General features: G+C 70.8%; 14 protein-coding genes and 2 tRNA genes. 13 read left to right on the top strand and 3 right to left on the bottom strand.

The features are described 5' to 3' along the window. Positions 1 to 198: 198 nt before the first annotated feature. The 10 genes from WME97_RS20775 (at position 199) to WME97_RS20730 (ending at position 10,335) form a co-directional block, all read left to right on the top strand. Entirely contained in the window at positions 199 to 1,257 is a 1,059-nt protein-coding gene (locus WME97_RS20775) for an SUMF1/EgtB/PvdO family nonheme iron enzyme (protein ID WP_437554226.1), read from the top strand. A gap of 1 nt (position 1,258) precedes the next feature. Continuing rightward, positions 1,259 to 2,248, top strand: a complete 990-nt coding sequence (locus WME97_RS20770) for a formylglycine-generating enzyme family protein (RefSeq protein ID WP_437554224.1) — start codon at positions 1,259 to 1,261, stop codon at positions 2,246 to 2,248. A 339-nt stretch (positions 2,249 to 2,587) separates the two neighbouring features. Next, a tRNA-Ile gene (locus WME97_RS20765) sits at positions 2,588 to 2,661 on the top strand. 35 nt (positions 2,662 to 2,696) lie between these two features. Next, a complete protein-coding gene (locus WME97_RS20760; RefSeq protein ID WP_437554222.1) occupies positions 2,697 to 3,452 on the top strand; it encodes a zinc ribbon domain-containing protein in 756 nt (251 codons plus the stop codon). Between the two features lie 13 nt (positions 3,453 to 3,465). Beyond that, entirely contained in the window at positions 3,466 to 4,737 is a 1,272-nt protein-coding gene (locus WME97_RS20755) for a serine/threonine-protein kinase (protein ID WP_437554220.1), read from the top strand. Between the two features lie 165 nt (positions 4,738 to 4,902). Continuing rightward, complete coding sequence (locus WME97_RS20750; RefSeq protein ID WP_437554218.1) at positions 4,903 to 5,424, top strand: hypothetical protein; 522 nt, start codon at positions 4,903 to 4,905, stop codon at positions 5,422 to 5,424. A gap of 153 nt (positions 5,425 to 5,577) precedes the next feature. Further along, entirely contained in the window at positions 5,578 to 7,851 is a 2,274-nt protein-coding gene (locus WME97_RS20745) for a PrkA family serine protein kinase (protein WP_437554216.1), read from the top strand. An 8-nt stretch (positions 7,852 to 7,859) separates the two neighbouring features. Then, positions 7,860 to 8,654, top strand: coding sequence for a TatD family hydrolase (locus WME97_RS20740; RefSeq protein ID WP_437554214.1), 795 nt, complete (start codon positions 7,860 to 7,862; stop codon positions 8,652 to 8,654). A gap of 66 nt (positions 8,655 to 8,720) precedes the next feature. Beyond that, positions 8,721 to 10,109 (top strand): energy transducer TonB family protein, encoded by a 1,389-nt coding sequence (locus WME97_RS20735; protein ID WP_437554212.1) that lies wholly within the window; start codon positions 8,721 to 8,723, stop codon positions 10,107 to 10,109. A 149-nt stretch (positions 10,110 to 10,258) separates the two neighbouring features. Further along, a tRNA-Met gene (locus WME97_RS20730) sits at positions 10,259 to 10,335 on the top strand. Positions 10,336 to 10,394: 59 nt separating this feature from the next. Here the strand turns inward: WME97_RS20730 and WME97_RS20725 are convergent. Further along, entirely contained in the window at positions 10,395 to 11,954 is a 1,560-nt protein-coding gene (locus tag WME97_RS20725; RefSeq protein ID WP_437554210.1) for a L,D-transpeptidase, read from the bottom strand. A gap of 293 nt (positions 11,955 to 12,247) precedes the next feature. Here WME97_RS20725 and WME97_RS20720 point away from each other — a divergent pair, with 293 nt between their 5' ends. Then, the gene (locus WME97_RS20720) at positions 12,248 to 12,862 is read left to right on the top strand and encodes a protein-tyrosine phosphatase family protein (protein WP_437554209.1); all 615 of its coding nucleotides are present in this window, start codon (positions 12,248 to 12,250) and stop codon (positions 12,860 to 12,862) included. Here WME97_RS20720 and murJ read toward each other — a convergent pair. Next, positions 12,831 to 14,486 (bottom strand): murein biosynthesis integral membrane protein MurJ, encoded by a 1,656-nt coding sequence (murJ, locus tag WME97_RS20715; protein ID WP_437554207.1) that lies wholly within the window; start codon positions 14,484 to 14,486, stop codon positions 12,831 to 12,833. The two genes, WME97_RS20720 and murJ, sit on opposite strands and share 32 nt — an antisense overlap. Positions 14,487 to 14,546: 60 nt before the next feature. Further along, complete coding sequence (locus WME97_RS20710) at positions 14,547 to 16,061, bottom strand: alkaline phosphatase family protein (RefSeq protein ID WP_437554205.1); 1,515 nt, start codon at positions 16,059 to 16,061, stop codon at positions 14,547 to 14,549. A gap of 78 nt (positions 16,062 to 16,139) precedes the next feature. Between WME97_RS20710 and WME97_RS20705 the strand changes: the two genes are divergently transcribed. Both WME97_RS20705 and WME97_RS20700 read left to right on the top strand, forming a co-directional pair. After that, a complete protein-coding gene (locus tag WME97_RS20705; protein WP_437554204.1) occupies positions 16,140 to 16,400 on the top strand; it encodes a hypothetical protein in 261 nt (86 codons plus the stop codon). Positions 16,401 to 16,523: 123 nt separating this feature from the next. Further along, positions 16,524 to 17,447 carry a hypothetical protein gene (locus tag WME97_RS20700; protein WP_437554202.1) on the top strand — a complete coding sequence of 308 codons (924 nt, stop codon included), beginning with the start codon at positions 16,524 to 16,526 and terminating at the stop codon, positions 17,445 to 17,447. Positions 17,448 to 17,728 lie beyond the last annotated feature (281 nt).

Here is a 17,728-nt window from a genome sequence, read left to right as displayed (position 1 = left end):
CGCCGCTCGCTGCTCTGTTGGCTCTGTTGCCCCCTGTTGCCCTCGTGGCCCCGCCCCGTCGCGCGCCGCGCGCCGCGACGCGCCGCGCACGGCGCGCGCCAGGTCTTCCGGTTGTCTTGCAATTCTTCTCACGTCGCTGCGCTGCGAGCTGGACTATGAGAGGGCGCGCAGGTGGAAGCGCGTGCAAGGAGTGTCCTGATGGCGGTCGGCGCCGGCGCTGCGCTCGGCGTGGTCGCGCTCCTTGCGCGGTACGCCCCTGAGCTCGACGCGCTGCTGCTCGAGCCGCCCTCTCCGTCCGGGCGCTCCGAGCCCGGCCCCGCTGCGGCACCTTCTGTCGGGCCCGCGGCACCAGCATCGTCCACGCCTGCACCCGCCACGGCCGCTGGTCAGGGGGAGGCAGCAGCGCCCGCTCCGGGCTCGCCTCCCGGTGCGGCCCCGGCTCCGCGAAGCGCGAGCCAGCAGGCCGCCGCGGCGGCCCCGCTGGTCGATCCCTTCGCGGAGGATCCCGCGGCGCGCGCTGCGTGTCCCGCCGACATGAGCCTCGTGGAGGGCGATTTCTGTCCATCCCTCCCGTATGTCTGCACCCGCAGCGGCGATGGAGCCGGCCATGGCTGCCCCGAGTACGGGCGCGGCGCCCGCTGCCGGGCTCCTTCGGATCACCGGCGCTTCTGCATCGACCGCCACGAGTGGCCGAACCGGGTGGGCGAGCTCCCGCGCGTCTACGTCGACTGGTACGAGGCGAAGTCGCTCTGCGCCTCGATCGGCAGGCGGCTGTGCCGGCGCTCCGAGTGGATGCTCGCTTGCGAAGGACCGAAGCGCCTGCCGTATCCTTGGGGCTTCGTGCGCACGCCCAGCCCTTGCAACATCGACCGCGCCGCGATCGAGTTCGACATCGACGCCATGGTGGACGAGGCGACCCGCGAGGGCGAGATCGCCCGGCTGTGGCAGGCCGATCCCATCGGATCGCACCCGAACTGCATCAGCGCCTACGGGGCGTACGACCTCTCCGGCAACGTCGACGAGTGGACTGACAACCTCGCCGACGATCCGGGCACGTCGCGCCCGGCCACGCTCAACGGCGGCTACTGGGGTCCTGTTCGGAACACCTGCCGGCTCACGACCGGAGGGCACGGGCCGACGTTCAAGTTCTACCAGGTCGGCTTCCGCTGCTGCTCGGACACGGTCGACGGCGTCGTCACGCCGCCGCCGCGGCCCTTCATCGAGCGCGACCGCGAGAAGGACGGCGTGTACGACTGACATGCGCGAGCGCATCGCCTTCATCGCCGCCCTCGTCGTCGCCGCCCTGGTGAGCGCGCTCCTCTTCGCCCCGCGCTTCCAGAGGCCGCCTGGGCCGCTCGAGGCGGCGAGCGCGGCCCCGGCTGCGAGCATCGCCCCGCCGGAGCCGGCCCCGCCCGCGCCCGCGCTGGCGCCTCCGGCGCCTCCGCCGCTGCCTGCGTACGTGCGCGTCGACCCGGAGAGCCGCGCGGCATGCCTCGGCGGGATGGTGCTCGTCGACGGCATCTATTGCCCGTACGTCGGGCACCACTGCGCCGCTTACATCGACGAGGAGAAGGACATCTGCGCGCGGTTCGAGCCGGAGGTCCTCTGCGAGGGGCGCCTCCAGCACCGGCGCTTCTGCATCGACGTCTTCGAGTACCCGAACATCGAGGGCGTCCGCCCGGTGGTGATGGTCAACTGGCTGGAGGCGAAGCGCGCCTGCGAGATCGAGGGCAAGCGGCTCTGCTCCGGCGAGGAGTGGGAGTTCGCGTGCGAGGGGCCGCAGATGTGGCCCTATCCTTACGGGATCGCTCGCGATCCTGACGCCTGCAACATCGACAAGAAGATCTCGATGCCGGTGCTCGAGACGTTCGCTGACCCATGGAAGATCTCGGCGGAGGTCGAGCGGCTCGATCGCCGGGTTGCGTCCGGGGAGATGCACCGGTGCGTCAGCCCCTTCGGCGTGCGCGACATGACCGGCAACGTCGACGAGTGGGTGAACAATGAGCTCGGCACGCTGGACGAGAAGCCGTTTCGATCGACGCTGAAAGGGGGCTACTGGGGGCCGATCCGCTCGCGATGCCGCCCGGTCACGTCGACGCACAACCGGTGGTTCCGCTTCTATCAGGTCGGGTTCCGGTGCTGCTCCGACGCGCTCGACGGGGGCAAGGCCGTGACCCCGGCGGCCAAGACAGCGCGCATCCCGCGCCGCAGCCCGATGGTCGATCCGGGCGGGCGGCAGGGGCCGTGAGGGGCCGCAGCCCGCGCGGGCCTGTGGCGCGGCTCTGGCGTGGCCTCTGGCGTGGCCTCTGGCGTGGCCTGTGGCGTGGCCTCTGGCGTGGCCTCTGGCGTGGACTGACCGCGCACGCCGGCGCAATGTCCGTGCGCCATGCCCGGCGAGGCCTCCCTCGCGCTGCGCCCCGTCTGCGAACGGGCTTCCCTCACGGCCGAGCCCACCCCCGACCGCCGTGGCGCCATCGTGGAACCCGGTCCGGCCGAACCGCTCCCCTTCCAACTGCGCGCCGCTTGGACTACGTTGTCCGCCGGTGCGAAAGTGGGCGGACCCGATCGGGGGTTCGCCCTTGTTCCAGGGCCTATAGCTCAATCGGTCAGAGCCCCCGGCTCATAACCGGGCTGTTCCTGGTTCGAGTCCAGGTGGGCCCACGAAAGCCACGAAACAGAAGGAGACAAGGAAGCACGTGAGCATCCGCGAGCAGATCGCATTCCTCGAAGAGCTGTCGGCCATCGACAGCGAGATCCGCCGCATCGATGAGCAGCTCGACAAGCAGCGCGGCAGCCTGGAAGGGATGCGGTCGGACCTGAAGCGGCTGGAGGAGCGGCTGAAGGGCGATCGGGAGACCCTGGCGGCGATGGAGAAGACGCGCTCCGAGCTCGTCGTCGAGCTCCGCCAGATGTCGAGCCAGATCGAGCGCTCGCGGGAGAAGCTGCAGCGCTCCCGGAACGAGCGCGAGTCCAACGCGGCGCAGCGCGAGATCGAGGAGCTGCGCAAGCTGCACCGCGATCGCGAGGAAGAGATCGAGCGGCTGAACTCGGCCTCCGAGGGGGCGCGCTCGGCGATCGATGTGGCGGAGGCGAAGCGCGTCGAGCTGGCGGGGGCGATCGACGGCAGCGCGCCGGGGACGCAGGCGTCGCTGGCTGCGCTCGAGGCCGAGCGCGCCCAGCGCGCCGAGGCGCGCGAGCAGGTGGTCGGCAAGCTGCCGGTCGTCCTGTACCGCCGCTACGAGTCGATCCGGACGCGCAGGCCCGTCGCGATCGCCCGCACGTACGACGGCACATGCCTCGGCTGCCACCTGTCCGTGCCGCCGATGATGTTCCAGAAGATGCGCCGCCAGGATGAGTTCGAGCGGTGCCCGAACTGCAACCGGATCCTCTACTACATGCCGCCGGAGCCCGCGTCGGGCAGCACGCCGGCCGCGGACCCCTCCCGCGCCTGATCCCGGGTGCGGCTTGAAGACGTGCTCCGCCTGTTTCAGGCTCTTCTCGCACGACAGCGGCTTCTGTCCGGTCGACGGGCAGCGCCTCATCCCGGTCGCTGAGGTAGCGCCGCCGGTCCACCCGGAGGACAGGCGCGTCGGCGCGACCCTCTGCGGCGGGCGCTACCAGATCTGGCGGATCGTCGCCGACGGGGGCATGGGGCGCGTCTACCAGGCGCTCGATCTTCGGACCGGCCGCAGCGTCGCCCTGAAGATCCTCCACCCCGAGGTCGCGCTCGACGAGGTGAGCGTCGAGCGCTTTCACCGCGAGTTCGAGGTCAGCGCGTCGCTTCCCCACGAGCAGATCGTCGACGTGCTCGCCTTCGAGAAGACCGAGGACCACAGCTTCGCGCTGGTCATGGAGTACCTCGAGGGTGAGGAGCTGCGGACGGTCCTCAAGCGCGACAAGGTGCTGCCCCCCGAGCGCCTGGTGCGGATGCTGTCGCAGATCGCGCTCGGCCTCGAGGAGGCGCACAAGCGCAAGGTCGTGCACCGCGATCTCAAGCCGGACAACATCTTCCTGGTCGGCACGCACGACGGCGACAGGGTGAAGATCCTCGACTTCGGCAGCGTGCGCGACAACAGCGAGGGCGCGAAGAAGCTGACCGTCGTCGGCACGACGATCGGGTCGCCCTTCTACATGTCCCCCGAGCAGGCGCAGGGGCTGCTCGCGCTGGACCATCGCGCCGACGTCTGGTCGGTCGCGGCGATCGTGTTCGAGTGCGTCACGGGGCAGGTCCCGTTCCACGCGCCGACCGGTCCGATGATCCTCGTGGCCATCATGGGCAACAATCCGCTGCCTCCGAGCGTGGCGGGCAAGGCGTACGGGGCGCCGGCCTCGCTCGATCCGGTGATGGAGGAGGCCTTCATGAAGAGCCCGGAGGCGCGCCTGCCCTCCGTCGGCCTGCTCGCCGATCGCGTGGGCCAGGCGTACGGCCTCGCGGGGTCGCACCGCGACTGGGCGCACCTGCCGCAGAAGGAGCTCGCGGCCCGGATCCGCGCCGCGCTGCCGTCGGTCCTGGCCCGCCAGCCGCATGCCTCGGCGAGCGTGGGCGCGGTCCCCGCTGGCGCGAGCGGCGGGTCGAGCGCCGCCGCGGTCATCGCGCCCTCGCCGGACGCTTCCGAGACGTTCGCCGAGGACATCGTGATGGGCGTGCCACAGCGCTTGCCGCGGTGGTTCATCCCCGCGGTGGCCGGCGCGGCAGTCCTGCTCTGTGCGCTCGTCGCGCTGCTGATTTCGCGCTGACGGCGGCGCCGGGCCGTGCGCTCGTGCGACGTTGCGCCTTACGCGCCGCAGTGGCGGCGGAGGCGGCGGCGTATGGCGCGCGCGCTCCGGTTCAGTGCGCCATCGTCCTGGGCGCCGGGGCCCCGCGTTCGCGCTGGCGCCGCCGCTGTGTTATTTGTGTTGACCATGAGCACTCATCCTTCAACTCGGACCGGCAAGCCCCTCTCCGCCGCGATGTGCCTGATCGCGCTCTCCGGGCTCCCCGTCCTCGGCTGTAGCCAGAGCGAAGCGGCGACCTCTCGCGGCGCCCCCGACGCAGCACCTGCGGCCCCACCCCAGGGCGGAAAATCGAAGGTCGAGGATGCGGTCTACACCCTCGAAATGAAGCCGACAGGGACGTACAAGGCCGGCCAGGAGGGGCTCGTGGAGGTGTCGCTCCTGTCCAAGGGCGATTACCACATCAACGACAAATACCCGATCAAGTTCAAGGTCACCGAGGCGGCCGCCGAGGGCGTTTCGTACCCGAAGCCCTTGCTCAAGCGCGAGGACGGCATGTTCGAGGAGAAAAAGGGTTCCCTCAGGGTCCCGTTCGTGGCGGCCAAGAAGGGCAAGACCAAGGTGGCGGGCGTGCTCTCCTTCAGCATCTGCAGCGCCGCGAATTGTTTGATGCAGAAGCAGGAGCTCGAGGCGGTCGTCGACGTGCAGTAGGCGGAACGGTAAACTCAGCCTCACGTGAACAACGACACCTCCGGTTGCCGGGGGGGCCAGCCCAGCGAGGTCGGCCCCAGCCAGACGGTCCAAGGCAGTGCGGCTGAGCGGGCTCGAAAGGCCCTCTCCGAGCTCGATGCCATCGCCTCCTCGATGGCCAGGCGCTTCAACGAAGAGCAGCGGGTCCTCTCGTTCCAGCAGTACCTGGAGCTCTTCGCTTCCAATCCGGTCCGCTTCGGACGCGACGCGGCTCGCTACGTCCGCGACATGTTCGACCATTTCGGCACGCGGACGATCAAGAAGCCCTGGGGGGAGCTGACCCGGTTCCAGCTCTTCGATCTGCCGTGGGAGCTGCCCGCAGCCGAGCCCGCGCAGCAGGGCGCGCCGGCCGCGGCCTCCTACCACGGGCGGGACTTCGCGCTGATCGGCCACGAAGAGCTGCAGTCCGAGGTCTACCGGGTGCTCTGCAACTTCGTGCGCGAGGGCAGGGCCAACAGGCTCGTCCTGATGCACGGGCCGAACGGCTCGGCGAAGAGCACGCTCGCCGCCTGCATCCTGCGCGCCCTGGAGCACTACTCGACCCTCGACGAGGGGGCCGTGTACCGCTTCCACTGGGTGTTCCCGAGCCGCAAGACGATGCGCGGCTCGATCGGCTTCGGCGGCGACGTGAAGGCGAGCGCCGCGGACGGCACGAGCTACGCCCACCTCGAGGACGATCAGATCGACGCCCGGCTCGTGATCGAGCTCAGGGATCACCCGCTGTTCCTGCTCCCGGTGCGAGAGCGGCGGGCGCTCATCCTGAAGCTCTACGAGGACGCCGGCGCGACGGAGCCGCCGCCCGAGTGGCTGATGAGCGGCAAGCTGTCCCACAAGAACCAGCAGGTCTTCGAGGCGCTCCTCGTCGCGAGCGGCGGCTCGCTCGTCGAGACATTGCGGCACGTACAGGTCGAGCGGTACTTCATCTCCCGCCGCTACCGCGTCGGCGCCGTCACGATCGGCCCGGAGCTCTCGGTCGACGCCGGCGAGCGGCAGATCACGGCAGATCGCTCGCTCGCCTCGCTCCCGACCTCGCTTCAGGCGACGACGCTCTTCGAGGCGCACGGTGAGCTGATCGAGGCCGCCGGGGGCGTGCTCGAGTTCAGCGATCTCCTCAAGCGACCGCTCGACGCCTTCCGGTACCTCCAGCTCACGCTGGAGACGGGGGAGGTCAGCCTGCCGCAGCAGACGGTGCAGACGAACGTCGTGATGATCGGCAGCGCCAACGACGTGCACCTCAACGCCTTCCGGGAGCACCCGGAGTTCCCGAGCTTCCGCGGGCGCTTCGAGCTCCTGCGCGCGCCCTACCTCCGGAGCTACCCCGACGAGCAGGCGATCTACGACACGCAGATCGTCCCGTTCGTGACCCGCCACGTCGCCCCGCACGCGACGCGCGTCGCCGCGCAGTTCGCCGTGCTCACCCGCATGCGGCAGCCGGAGGCGAAGCGGTACCCCGACGCGCTCGCGCCGCTCGTCTCGAGCCTCACGGCCGTCGAGAAGATGGAGCTGTTCGCGACGGGCACGGCACCGGAGCGGTTCGACGCCGAGGCGCAGAAGGTCCTGCGCGCGGGCATCGAGGCGATCTACCACGAGAGCGATGCGTCCGTGGACTTCGAGGGGCGCCTCGGCGTCTCGCCGCGTGAGGTGCGGACGCTCCTGCTCGACGCGGCGCAGAGCGAGGATCACGCGTGCCTCTCCCCGTTCGCGGTGCTCTCGGAGCTCGACGCGCTCTGCAAGCGGCAGGCGGAGTACGACTGGCTCAAGGAGAAGCAGCTCGCGGGCGGCTACCACGATCACCGGCTCTTCCGCGAGGTCGTGCGCACGCGCCTGCTCGACACGACCGAGGAGGAGATGCGGACGGCCAGCGGCCTCGTCGACGAGACGCGCTACGCCGAGCTGTTCGATCGGTACGTCTCCCACGTCGGCGTCTGGGTGAAGGGGGAGAAGATCAGGAACCCGCACACCGGCGACTTCGAGAACCCGGACGAGCGCATGATGCGCGAGGTGGAGGGGCTCCTCGGCGTCCGCACGAAGCACGACGATCACCGGCGCGGCCTGATCTCGGCCATCGCGGCGTGGGCCATCGACCACCCTGGCCAGAAGATCGTCAACGCGGTCGTGTTCCCGCAGCAGATCCGCAAGCTGCGGGAGGCGGTGTTCACGGAGCGGCGCAAGGGCGTGGCGCTCCTGGTTCGCGATCTCGTCGCGCTCCTCCGCGACGCGCAGAGCGACGGCAAGTCCGAGAAGGGCTGGGGCGAGCTGCGCGAAGAGGAGCGCAGGAACGCGACGCGCGCGCTCGAGCGGCTGCGCGGGATGGGCTACTGCGACCGCTGCGCGCTCGACGCCGCGAGCGCGCTGCTCCGCGCGCGCTTCGCGGAGCTCGTCACCTGAAGCGAAGCATGATCATCGACTCGCACTGCCACGTCGATCCGCGTCATTTCCGCGAAGGAGCCGACGCCGTCCTGGACCGCGCGCGGGCCGCCGGCGTGGACGCGTTCGTGGTCGTCGGCGTCGACGCGGATCTCTCCGCCGCGCGCTTCGCCGCGGATCTCGCGGCGCGGCGCGCCGACGTGCACGCCGCGGTCGGCGTCCATCCGCACGATGCCTCCGCCTTGGACGACCGGATGCTCGCGGAGCTCGAGGTCCTCGCGCGCCGGCCCGAGGTCGTGGCCGTCGGCGAGATCGGCCTCGATTACCACTACCTGCACTCGCCGAAGGACACACAGCAGCGCGTCTTCGCCGACCTCGTCGCCCTCGCTCGGAGGGTGGAGAAGCCCATCGTCATCCACACGCGCGAGGCGCCGGAAGACACGCTCGCGATCCTGGAGCGCGCCCAGGCGAGCGACGTGGGCGGCATCATCCATTGCTTCTCCGAGGATCGCGCGTTCGCCGAGCGAGCGCTCGCGCTCGATTTCGACCTCTCGTTCTCGGGCATCGTGACCTTCAAGACCGCGCGCGCGATCCAGGAGGTCGCCGCCTGGGCTCCGGGGGATCGGATCCTGGTCGAGACGGACAGTCCTTACCTCGCGCCGGTGCCGTTCCGGGGGAAACGGTGCGAGCCAGGGCACGTGCTGCACACGGCGCGCTTCGTCGCGGAGCTCCGGGGCGAGCCCTTCGAGGCGCTGGCCGCGCGCACCGCGGAGAACACCCGCAGGCGGCTGCGGCTTCCGCAGGACGGCGCGCTCGCCGGCTGAGACGAGCGCGCGCGTTCGCGCCTGCGGGCTCGCCCCAGGCACGTTTCGAGGCATAGTGACAGCACGATGGCGCAGAGGTCTCGCGACGGCCGCCGGATCGCATCCGCGTGGGCGCTCTCCGTCGCAGCCCACGCAGGGCTGGTGGGCGCAGGCGCGCTGGTCGTCGCAGGCTCGTTCTCGGCACCGGAGGTAGCGCGCGCGCGGACGGTCGGGTCGCCAGCCGCGATGAGCGCGCCGATCGAGATCGAGCTGCCCGTCGTCACGGACGGCACGCTCGACCGCGTGGCGGCGACCGCGTCCGAGCTGGCCGTCCGCGTTTCGCGCGGCGGAGGGGAAGACGCACCGCGGCCGGACACGGGGACGAGCGGGCGTGGAGGTACCGACGCGGCGGAGCTGCCTGCGTTGAACCTCGCCGACAGGGACGACGCGACCTTTCTGTCTCCAGAGATCCGCTCGCGCCTCGACAGGAGCCAGATCCAGCGCATCCGCTCGTCGTCCCAGCGCGCATCGCGCGAGGACTGGCGCGCCAGCCGGGAGCCCATGGAGCTCACGTTCCTCGCGGGGGGGCGGATCGGCCGTCGGGCCGAGCGACGCACGTCGGCCGAGCGCGATCCGTCGCTCGGGGCGCGCGATGGCGGCGCGCCGCAGCGTCGCGGCGGTGTGCTCGGCGCTGCGGCCCAGCCTGCAGGCATCGACAGCGCGACCGACGTGTCCGCTGCGCGCGACGCGACGCTTTCCCCGGGGGCGAGCCCGCGCGCCGCCGGCGGCGCCGTGGAGGGAGGCGAGCGCGCGTCGGCGGGGCTGGGCGTTCGCGACGGGCGGCCCGGCGAGGATCACCGCGAGAGCGCGGCGGTTCCGCTGGCGCGGCCGATGGTCGCGGTGGGCACGCCATCCGTCCCCGCGGACGCCGTGGGGCGCCCGAACGACACGGTGGACAGCGAGCAGGAGGTGGCGACGGCGATCCAGTCGCTCGTTCACGCCAGCTCGGCCGGAGGGGCTCGTGGGCTCGGGCCAGGCGGACAGGCAGGACCGGGCGCGACCGGCGCGGGCGGCGTGGCGGGCAGCGGTGCGCGCTCCAGCGCGCTCGGTTCAGGGCGCGGCCGGCTGCTCGACAACGATCCGCTCGATCGCAGGCGCAGCCACTACATGAGGCAGGTCATGGCCAAGCTGCATCCGCTGTGGGCCGACGCGTTTCCCAAGTGGGCCGCAGGCGAGGGGCTTCAGGGGACCGTGATCGTGACCTTCGTGATCCGCGCGGATGGGACCGTGGGGAGCGCGTCGGTGACGCGGCCGAGCGGCATCCCCGAGTTCGATGAGAACTGCCGGCGCGCGGTGCTGCGCGGTTCGCCGTACCCCCCGGTGCCGCCCGAGCTCGGCGAGAGCTTCCGGTGGTCGATGCCGTTCGAGGCGAGGAACCCCGCGGTCCTGCCGAAGCACCGAGAGCGCGAACGGTGATCCCGAGCAAACTTTGGGGATGACTGCGATGACCGGGATGACCGGGATGACCGAGGAGGCGGAGATGACCGCGACGATCACGCGTCGTAACGCGCACGACCTCGCTTGACAGAGTGGAGACGGGGCGGTACTAGTCCGCCCTCACTTTTGCCGAAGTAGCTCAGCTGGCTAGAGCAGGCGTTTCATACGCGCCGGGTCGGGGGTTCGATTCCCTCCTTCGGCACCAGCAATGGTGACAGTCGGCCGCTGGCCTCCCTCGGAGGGCCAGCGGTGGCTGCGTGAACATCAAGGCCGCACGTGGACGAGGGTTCCTTCCTCGTCGTTGCTGTACACAGCGTGCCACCCTTCGGGGAGCTCCGGCTCGGCCCACAGGAAGATGCGCCGCGCATCGATGGGCGTCAGCGCGATGTCGTGGAAGCCTTGCGCTTCGCCGACCCCGGCGCCCCAGTACATGCCGGTGATCGCCTGGCCCGGCGCGAGGTCCATCACCCACGGGGCGTCGGTGACGTCGAAGCTGTCGGCGACCTCGCGCGGATCGATGTTGCGCGTGACGTGCTTGCTCCGAACGCGGAAGGTGCCGCGCCCGGTGGACGCGGTCGATTCAGGGTCGCGCAGCTGGTCGCGTCCGGACGAGATCAGCGTGGCGTAGATGGGCTTCTGCCCCTCGTAGGCCGTCAGGGTCTGGTTCACCAGGCTGACGTCGAGCCAGCGCTGCGCGCCTTTGGCGAAGTCGGGGAGCTTGGTGCGACGTACGACGACGACAAGGTCCTGCGCGCGCAGCCAGAAGCCGTCGCGCGCCTCCTCGAAGCGGACGCCGTCCACCGTCCTGAACTTGCCCGTGAGCGGCACGCCCGTGTGGCGCTCGAGCTCCTCGTCGTTCTCATTCGCCTTACCGCGGCCGAGCGACCACGTGTGAACGTCGTGGCGATGGACGAACGCCACAGGCAGTCCGAGCTTCTCGACATCGAGGCCGTGCCACGGTGATCCGAGCGCGGCCTGGAGCCGGTCGGTCGGGATGAGCCGTCCCTCCGGCGTCACGCCGAACCTGCGTCCGTCGGTCGCTTCCGAGGTGAACGTGCGGGTGATCGCGACCCCGCTGCCTTTGCGCAGCGCCACCGTCTTCAGCGCCGCGCGCAGATCGACGCGGGCGCCGTCCTTTCCGCCGATGTCGATGCCGAGCACGGCGACGGGCGGGAGCGGCGCGATCACGTCGGCGATCGGGAAGACGAAGTATCCGGCCTCGGTCCTGCGCCCGTCCTCGCCGATGCCGTCGCCTCTCGGCAGCAGCACCGGGGGCCCGGAGGAGACGCCGCGCGCGTCCAGCGGGACGTCGTTGGCTGACGCGCCGAGCTGCGCGTCGCTGCGCTGCACACGCTCGAGATGGCGATCGAGATCCGGCTCGGCGTGCTGCAGCTCCTCGCGGCTGGGCACCCCGAAATACACCGGGGCGCCCTGGGTTCGCGCGCGGCCATAGCGGTAGGGGAGGGGCCGCGACGTGTCGGGCAGAGCCGGCAGGAGCGCGAGCACGTCGGTGTTCAGCGTCGCGCCGTCGCCCGCGCAGACGAACCCGCGAGGGCGGATCGCATACCAACCGCCGCTGCACCCCGCGCGTCCGTACGGCTCCGAGGACCTCACGACGGCGGCGCCAGGATAGAGCTCGCCGAGCTTGCGTGCGCCCGCCTGCGGACGCGCGAGCACCGGCGTCCCTGCGCGAAGCGCGACCAGCTTGGGGCCGTCCGCTGGCAGCGCGGCGACCTCGAGCGCGTCGTCGCTCGCCCCCTCCTTCGACAGCTCCACCGCCGCGCCTCCCGGCTTGCATCCGCACACGGTCAGCGCGACGAGCAAGGTTGCGAGCCGCCCATCGACGCGTCGCGAGCGGGGGCCGCGGTCGGGGCGCCGTGGCGCGCAGGGCAGCGGCGTCCGGAGGCGCGGAGGCGAGGCCGAGCGGGAGAGATCCGTCGGCAAGGAAGCGAGCGGCATCTGCCGACGCATGCCCGGTTCGCGCGCGCTGGGCCAAGTTCCGTGGCGTCGCCTGCGTATCGTCGGTGCGCTCGGCGCGCGTGTCGTGGGCGCGCGTCGTCGGCGCGCGTGCCGCCCGGCCGCTGGCGCGAAGCGAGCGTCGACGCCATGAGGTGCGCGTGCGCTTTCGCCCTGCGGTGGTGTTCCTCCTGCTCGCGCCGTATGCCCTGGTTTTCTATGCATTCCTGGCGTTGCGCCGCGCCTCCGCGTCGCTCCGGCTGCGGCACCCGTGGCGCACGTGGGTGAGCCCGAACCTCCTGATCGGGGGGTTCCTTCTTCCAGGCGACGTGGTCGAGCTTCGTCGCCTCGGCGTCCGCGCCGTGATCAACGTGTCGCGCGAGCTGTACGATCCGGTGCTCGCGCTGCGCGCGGCGGGGGTCGAGTACCTGCGCATCCCCTGCTGGGACATGTGCGCTCCCACGATCGAGGAGGCCGCGCGCGGCGTGGCGTTCCTCGAGCGGCATATCGTCGCTGGCCACCGTGTCCACGTCCATTGCGCGAGCGGCGTGGGCAGGAGCGTCACGCTCGCGCTCTGCTACCTCGCCACCCGCGGCGGCATCGAGGTGGGCGAGGCGCTCGCCCTGATCGAGCGACGGCGCCCGCGCGTCGCGCTGCGCCCCGTGCAGCGCGCGTTCGTCGAGCGCTACGTCGCGTGGCACCGTGCGCACGCCGAGCGCCGTGCGGGCGCGGCGCCGCTCGTGATCACCTCCGGCGCAGGAGGGACTTCAGGTTGAAGAGCCCGAGCGCCGGCGCCGCAACGGCGAAGGCACCGCCGCACGCAGCGAGGATGAGCGCGGCACCCCACGGCGCCGCGGCCACCGCCTCGGGCAGCGCCGCCTTCAACGCGGCGCCGCAGCCGACCGATATCGCCGCGAGCAACGCCACGCGGCCGATCCGGAGCTGATCCAGCCCGAGCCCGCCGATCTCGCGCCGCACGCGGTACCCGAGGGCGATCGCCTCGACCCACCCTGCGATGACGGCGCCGAGCACCACGCCGAGCACGTCGAGCCACTGCATCAGGAGGAGCGCGACGGTTGTGCTGACGACCACGCGATAGAGCGCGTAGCGGGCCGGGGTCCTCGTGTCCCCCAGCGCGAACGACGCGGTGATCAGCACGCGCCCGGCGGCGTTCCCGAGCAGCGCGAGGCCGTAGGCGCACACGAGCGGCTCGACCCTCGCCGTCGATTCCTGGTCGAACGTCCCGGTCTGCAGCAGCAGCGTGATGAGCTCCCGTCCGAGCACCATGAACACGGCCGTGGCCGGCACGGTCAGCACCGTGATCCGCGCGAGCGACGCCCCGAGTCGGCGCGACAGCGCCTCGTTGCGCCGCGCAACGTCGGCTTCGGCCGTGTCGCGCGCCATCTCGGGCAGCGCGACCGCGGCCTCGCCGACACCGAGGATGCTCATCGGCAGGAGGTAGACCGTCTGCGCGTAGCCGAAGGCCGCGTTCGCGCCGGCGCCGAGGAAGCTCACGAGGAGCGTGTCGACGAGCCCGGACACCTGGATGATCCCGCGGCCGAGCAGCGCGGCTGGCAGCTTGCTGCCGGCCTCTCGGACGCTCGGGTCGCGCGCGTCAAGGCGCGGCCTGAGCCCGCCGAGCAGCGAGCGCGCCGAGGGGAGCAACAGCGAGAGCTGCAGCGCCGCGCCCGCGAGCGCGCTCCACGCGAGCGCCTCGGCGAGCGGCTCCCCGCGCATCCCGAGCCACGCGCCGCACGCGAGCAGCCCCGCGATCTGGGCGGCGCTCCACGCGACGGGCGCCGCGTACGGGAGGAAGAACCGCCGGTGCGCGTTGAGCACGCCGAGCCCCCACGCGGACAGCACGAGCAGGCCGGTCATCGGGAAGATGATCCGGACGATCCGGGTCGTGCTGGCGAGCTTGTCGTCGTCGAAGCCCGCCGCGACCAGGAAGGACAGCCACGGCGCCGCGAGCACGCCGGCGAGCGACGCGACCGCGGCGGCGACGAGCAGGATCCCGAGGGCGGAGAGCGCGAAGTGCGCCGCGCGTCGCGCGTCGCCGGCCGCGCGGAGGCGCGCGTAGACGGGGATGAAGGTCGCGGAGAGCGTCCCCTCGCCGAGCAGGTTCTGGGTGATGTTCCCCGCGCGGAACGCCGCGGCGAGCACGTCGGCGAGCTCGGATGTCCCGAAGAAGTGCGCCGTCACCCGCTGGCGGAGCAGCCCGACGAGCCGCGAGAGGATGATCCCAGCGGTGACCATCGCCGACGAGCGCGCCGCGCTGGTCGCCTTCTCCTGCCCGGCCGCCGGCGGGCCTGCGCTGGTCGCCGGGGGCGCGCCCGGGGCTGCGCTCGCCGGCGTGGTCCCCGCCTGTATGGCGGCGGGCGGATGGAGATCGGGCGGCACGGCGGCGCTTCTATCAGACCTCCCGCCCCCGGGCGACCTCGGCGCCGGCTGGCCGGCGCCTCAGTCCCTGAGCCTCGCCGTGCCGAGCCGCTCCGCGTGCGCCAGCACCCGCCGGGCGATGGCCGGACCCTCGTCCCGGCGATCGAGGTGCCGCGGGATGAGCCCGCGCTCAGCGGCCTCCCACAGCTCCGGATGAGAGATCCCGGACTCGGTGCGCGAGCGCAGCCGCGACAGGGAGATGTCCATCTCGGGCAGCAGGATCGGCTCCTGAGGATCGCGGAGGAGCGCCGGATCGATGCAGCATGAGAGATCGTTCGCACCGGCGGCGCGCGCGTTCAGCGAGGGGAGATCGAAGCGCGCTTCCAGCGTGCGGATCACCGACGCGTGGTCGAGCACGGTGCTCACCGCGCAGCCCCTCCGGACGAACGGGCCTGCCACGAGCGACGGCACCCGGAACCCGAGCTGGGTGAACAGGGGGTCGTCGTCCGTGGTCGACGGCGGCGCGACGTGGTCGAAGAAGCCCCCGTGCTCGTCGTAGGTGATCACGAGGAGGCACTGGCCCCACTGGGGGCTCTTCGCCAGCGCGTTGTAGATGCTGGCGATGAGCACCTGCCCGAGCTGCACGTCGTGGTCGGGGTGATCGTCGTTCGCGGTGGCGCCGAAGAACTGGGGATCGATGACGGAGAACGAGGGGAGGATCCCCGCGGCCGCGTCCTCGAAGAAGCGCTCGATCCCGGAGACGCCCTTGAATTTGAAGTACGCACCCGAGCACCACGGGACGTCGTGGAAGTAGTTCCTGCTCGAGATCCCTGCGTCGCTCAGCAGCTCGAACACGCTCGTGAAGCCGGTGACCGGCACGTTCCTCGAGACGCCCCTCGACGTGGCGCCGTGCAGGTAGAACCGGTTCGGCCAGGTCGGGCCGAGCACCGAGGAGAACCAGCGCTCGCAGATCGTCGACGCGTCTGCGAGCGCGTAGAGGACCGGCAGATGCTCCCGCACGTGATAGCCCATGACGTCGCGCTGGTGCGGCCCTGCGTGCGCGATGACGAACCCGTCGTTCATCCCTTGATTCCACTGCGTGTGGGCAGCGTCCCAGCTGTGCGGCGGGTCGGCGGGCGTGAAATTGTCGAGCTGGAAGGGCGAGATCCGCGTCCCATCGAGCGCTCGGTTCGACTCTGTGCCTGTCAGACCGTCGATCTGCCGGCCTTCTTTCAGCAGCAGCGAGCCGAGATAGTGGTCGAAGGAGCGGTTCTCCATACAGAGAACGACGATGGTATTGATGGGCGCCAGCAGCTCCGCCGGGCTCAGACCTCCCGTCTCCGCGCAGCGATCCGGAGCGCCGCCGGCCTCGCCACCTTCCGGCCGTCCTGAGCCGACCGCTCCTTCTGAGCCACCCGCACCGCCGGCTCCGTCGCTCTCGTCCGCGCCGCCCGCGCTCGGCGGGGCGTTGCCGAGCAACATCGCGCCCTCTGGGGTGCTGCATCCGAAGGCCGAGGCGCCGAGCGCAGCGCCGAGCCCGGTCAGCACATGGCGGCGGGTCAGAGGATCACGGGTCGAACCATTCCGTTTGTTCATCACGCACAGGATTCCCACGAACGCGGGTCCGAGGAAGGAGTTTTGGTTTCCTCCAGAAGGTGACGAATCGTCCGCTGCGTGATCGATGAAGCGGACGTAGCGGACGTAACTGAAGCTGATGTAACCGCTGTAATGGACGTGCCTGGTGTGATGGACATAACAAGCGCTACGGATGTGACAGACATGACGGATGTGACGGATGTGACGGATGTGGCTGACGTGAACGTAAAGGGAGCAGCCGATGAAGTTGAAGTAGCGGGAGCAACCGGCGTAACGGGCGTAACCGGCGTACCGGAGAAGACCATTCTTTTCGCGAGGTCAGCGGGGTGGTATGGGTAAAAAACGTGGGGGTCTACGTCCGCAAACTGCCACCTTCCGATGAGCTCCAATCCACTTCCACCTACTCCCGGCCGGCAAGCTACCGTCGCGAACGGCCGGCCGCTGCGGTTGTGCATCGTGGACATGAACAATGGCCACGTGAACCAGGCGATGCGCTGTCTACGCGGGCTCGCCGCGGGGTTCTTCGAACGCGTTCAGGCGCGCAATCCGGGCCTCTCCTGCGAGGTCGTCGAGGTGTCCCCCAGAGACACCAACGCACCCATCCCTACGGACTGCGATCTGTACCTCGCGTCAGGGGGGCCCGGCTCTCCCTTTGATGGGGAGGGCGAGCCCTGGACGCGGGATTTTGCGCGCTTTGTGGACGGCGTGGTCGAGTCGGCGATCCAGGGGGGCGCGCACCGGCGTGCTCTCTTCGCGATCTGCTACTCGTTCGAGCTCGTCGTCCATCACTACAAGCTGGCCGACGTCGTGCCCCGCGCCGATCGCAAGTTCGGCGTCATGCCGATCTACACGACGCCCGTCGGCCAGCAACACCCGCTGCTGGCGCCGTTTGGGGACCGTCTCTTCGCGTTCGAGCACCGCAACTGGGAGGCGGTGAACCTCGACGAGCGCCAGCTGAGCTCCCTCGGCGGCCAGCTCCTCGCCCGCGAGAGCCGTGACGGCATCTCCAAGGGGCGGGCGATCCTTGGGTTGCAGGTCGCGCCCGGCGTCGAGGCGGTCCAGTTCCACCCGGAGGCGGATCGCGCCGGCGTCATGAGCTGGTTGGCGCGCCCTGAGCAGGCGGCTGCCTTCAAGGCGACCTATGGAGAAGTGACCTACCTTGCGATGCTGCGCACACTGGACGATCCTCGACGGCTTGCGCGCACCTACGCGCTCGTCATTCCGGGCTGGCTCGGGCGCTGCTTCAACGAGATCGCCGGTCCCCGCGGTTATGCGGAGCTCCCGTCGCTCGAGGACCTCCCGTGCTCTCGCTTCAGCGCACACTGCAGCGCCGAGCCATCCGCGCGATCGCTCGCCTCTGACGAGCGCGTTGTGCGCGAGATCTGAGCAAAGCGCCGAGGCAGCCTGCAGAGGATGCGTCCGAGGGCTACACTGCAGAAACGAAAGAGAAAGGACTGGGATGTAGAGGCAGCAGAGGCAAAGGCAGCGAGGGAGGGGAGGAAGCGGAAGCGGAGGAAGCGGAGATAACAAAGCTTACCGCCGCAGCGCCGACGAAGTGCTGCTCGCGCCTTGCGCGCCGGGCAACCTCTGGCTTATGGTCATAGGATTACGGGACGAGCGCGAGCAGGGCTCGCGGGCCAACATTTGGCGCCGGAGGCTCCTCGGGC

Source organism: Sorangium sp. So ce367 (assembly GCF_051520455.1).
In the GTDB taxonomy this organism is placed as follows: Bacteria; Myxococcota_A; Polyangia; order Polyangiales; family Polyangiaceae; genus Sorangium; species Sorangium cellulosum_B.
The sequence above is the reverse complement of the archived record's forward strand: the minus strand, read 5'-3'. Positions and strand labels throughout refer to the sequence as shown.

Coding starts and splice junctions, on each gene's coding strand:
- WME97_RS20775 (WP_437554226.1), top strand. CDS start 199: ATGGCGGTCGGCGCCGGCGCTGCGCTCGGCGTGGTCGCGCTCCTTGCG.
- WME97_RS20770 (WP_437554224.1), top strand. CDS start 1,259: ATGCGCGAGCGCATCGCCTTCATCGCCGCCCTCGTCGTCGCCGCCCTG.
- WME97_RS20750 (WP_437554218.1), top strand. CDS start 4,903: ATGAGCACTCATCCTTCAACTCGGACCGGCAAGCCCCTCTCCGCCGCG.
- WME97_RS20745 (WP_437554216.1), top strand. CDS start 5,578: ATGGCCAGGCGCTTCAACGAAGAGCAGCGGGTCCTCTCGTTCCAGCAG.
- WME97_RS20740 (WP_437554214.1), top strand. CDS start 7,860: ATGATCATCGACTCGCACTGCCACGTCGATCCGCGTCATTTCCGCGAA.
- WME97_RS20735 (WP_437554212.1), top strand. CDS start 8,721: ATGGCGCAGAGGTCTCGCGACGGCCGCCGGATCGCATCCGCGTGGGCG.
- WME97_RS20710 (WP_437554205.1), bottom strand. CDS start 16,061: ATGAACAAACGGAATGGTTCGACCCGTGATCCTCTGACCCGCCGCCAT.
- WME97_RS20700 (WP_437554202.1), top strand. CDS start 16,524: ATGAACAATGGCCACGTGAACCAGGCGATGCGCTGTCTACGCGGGCTC.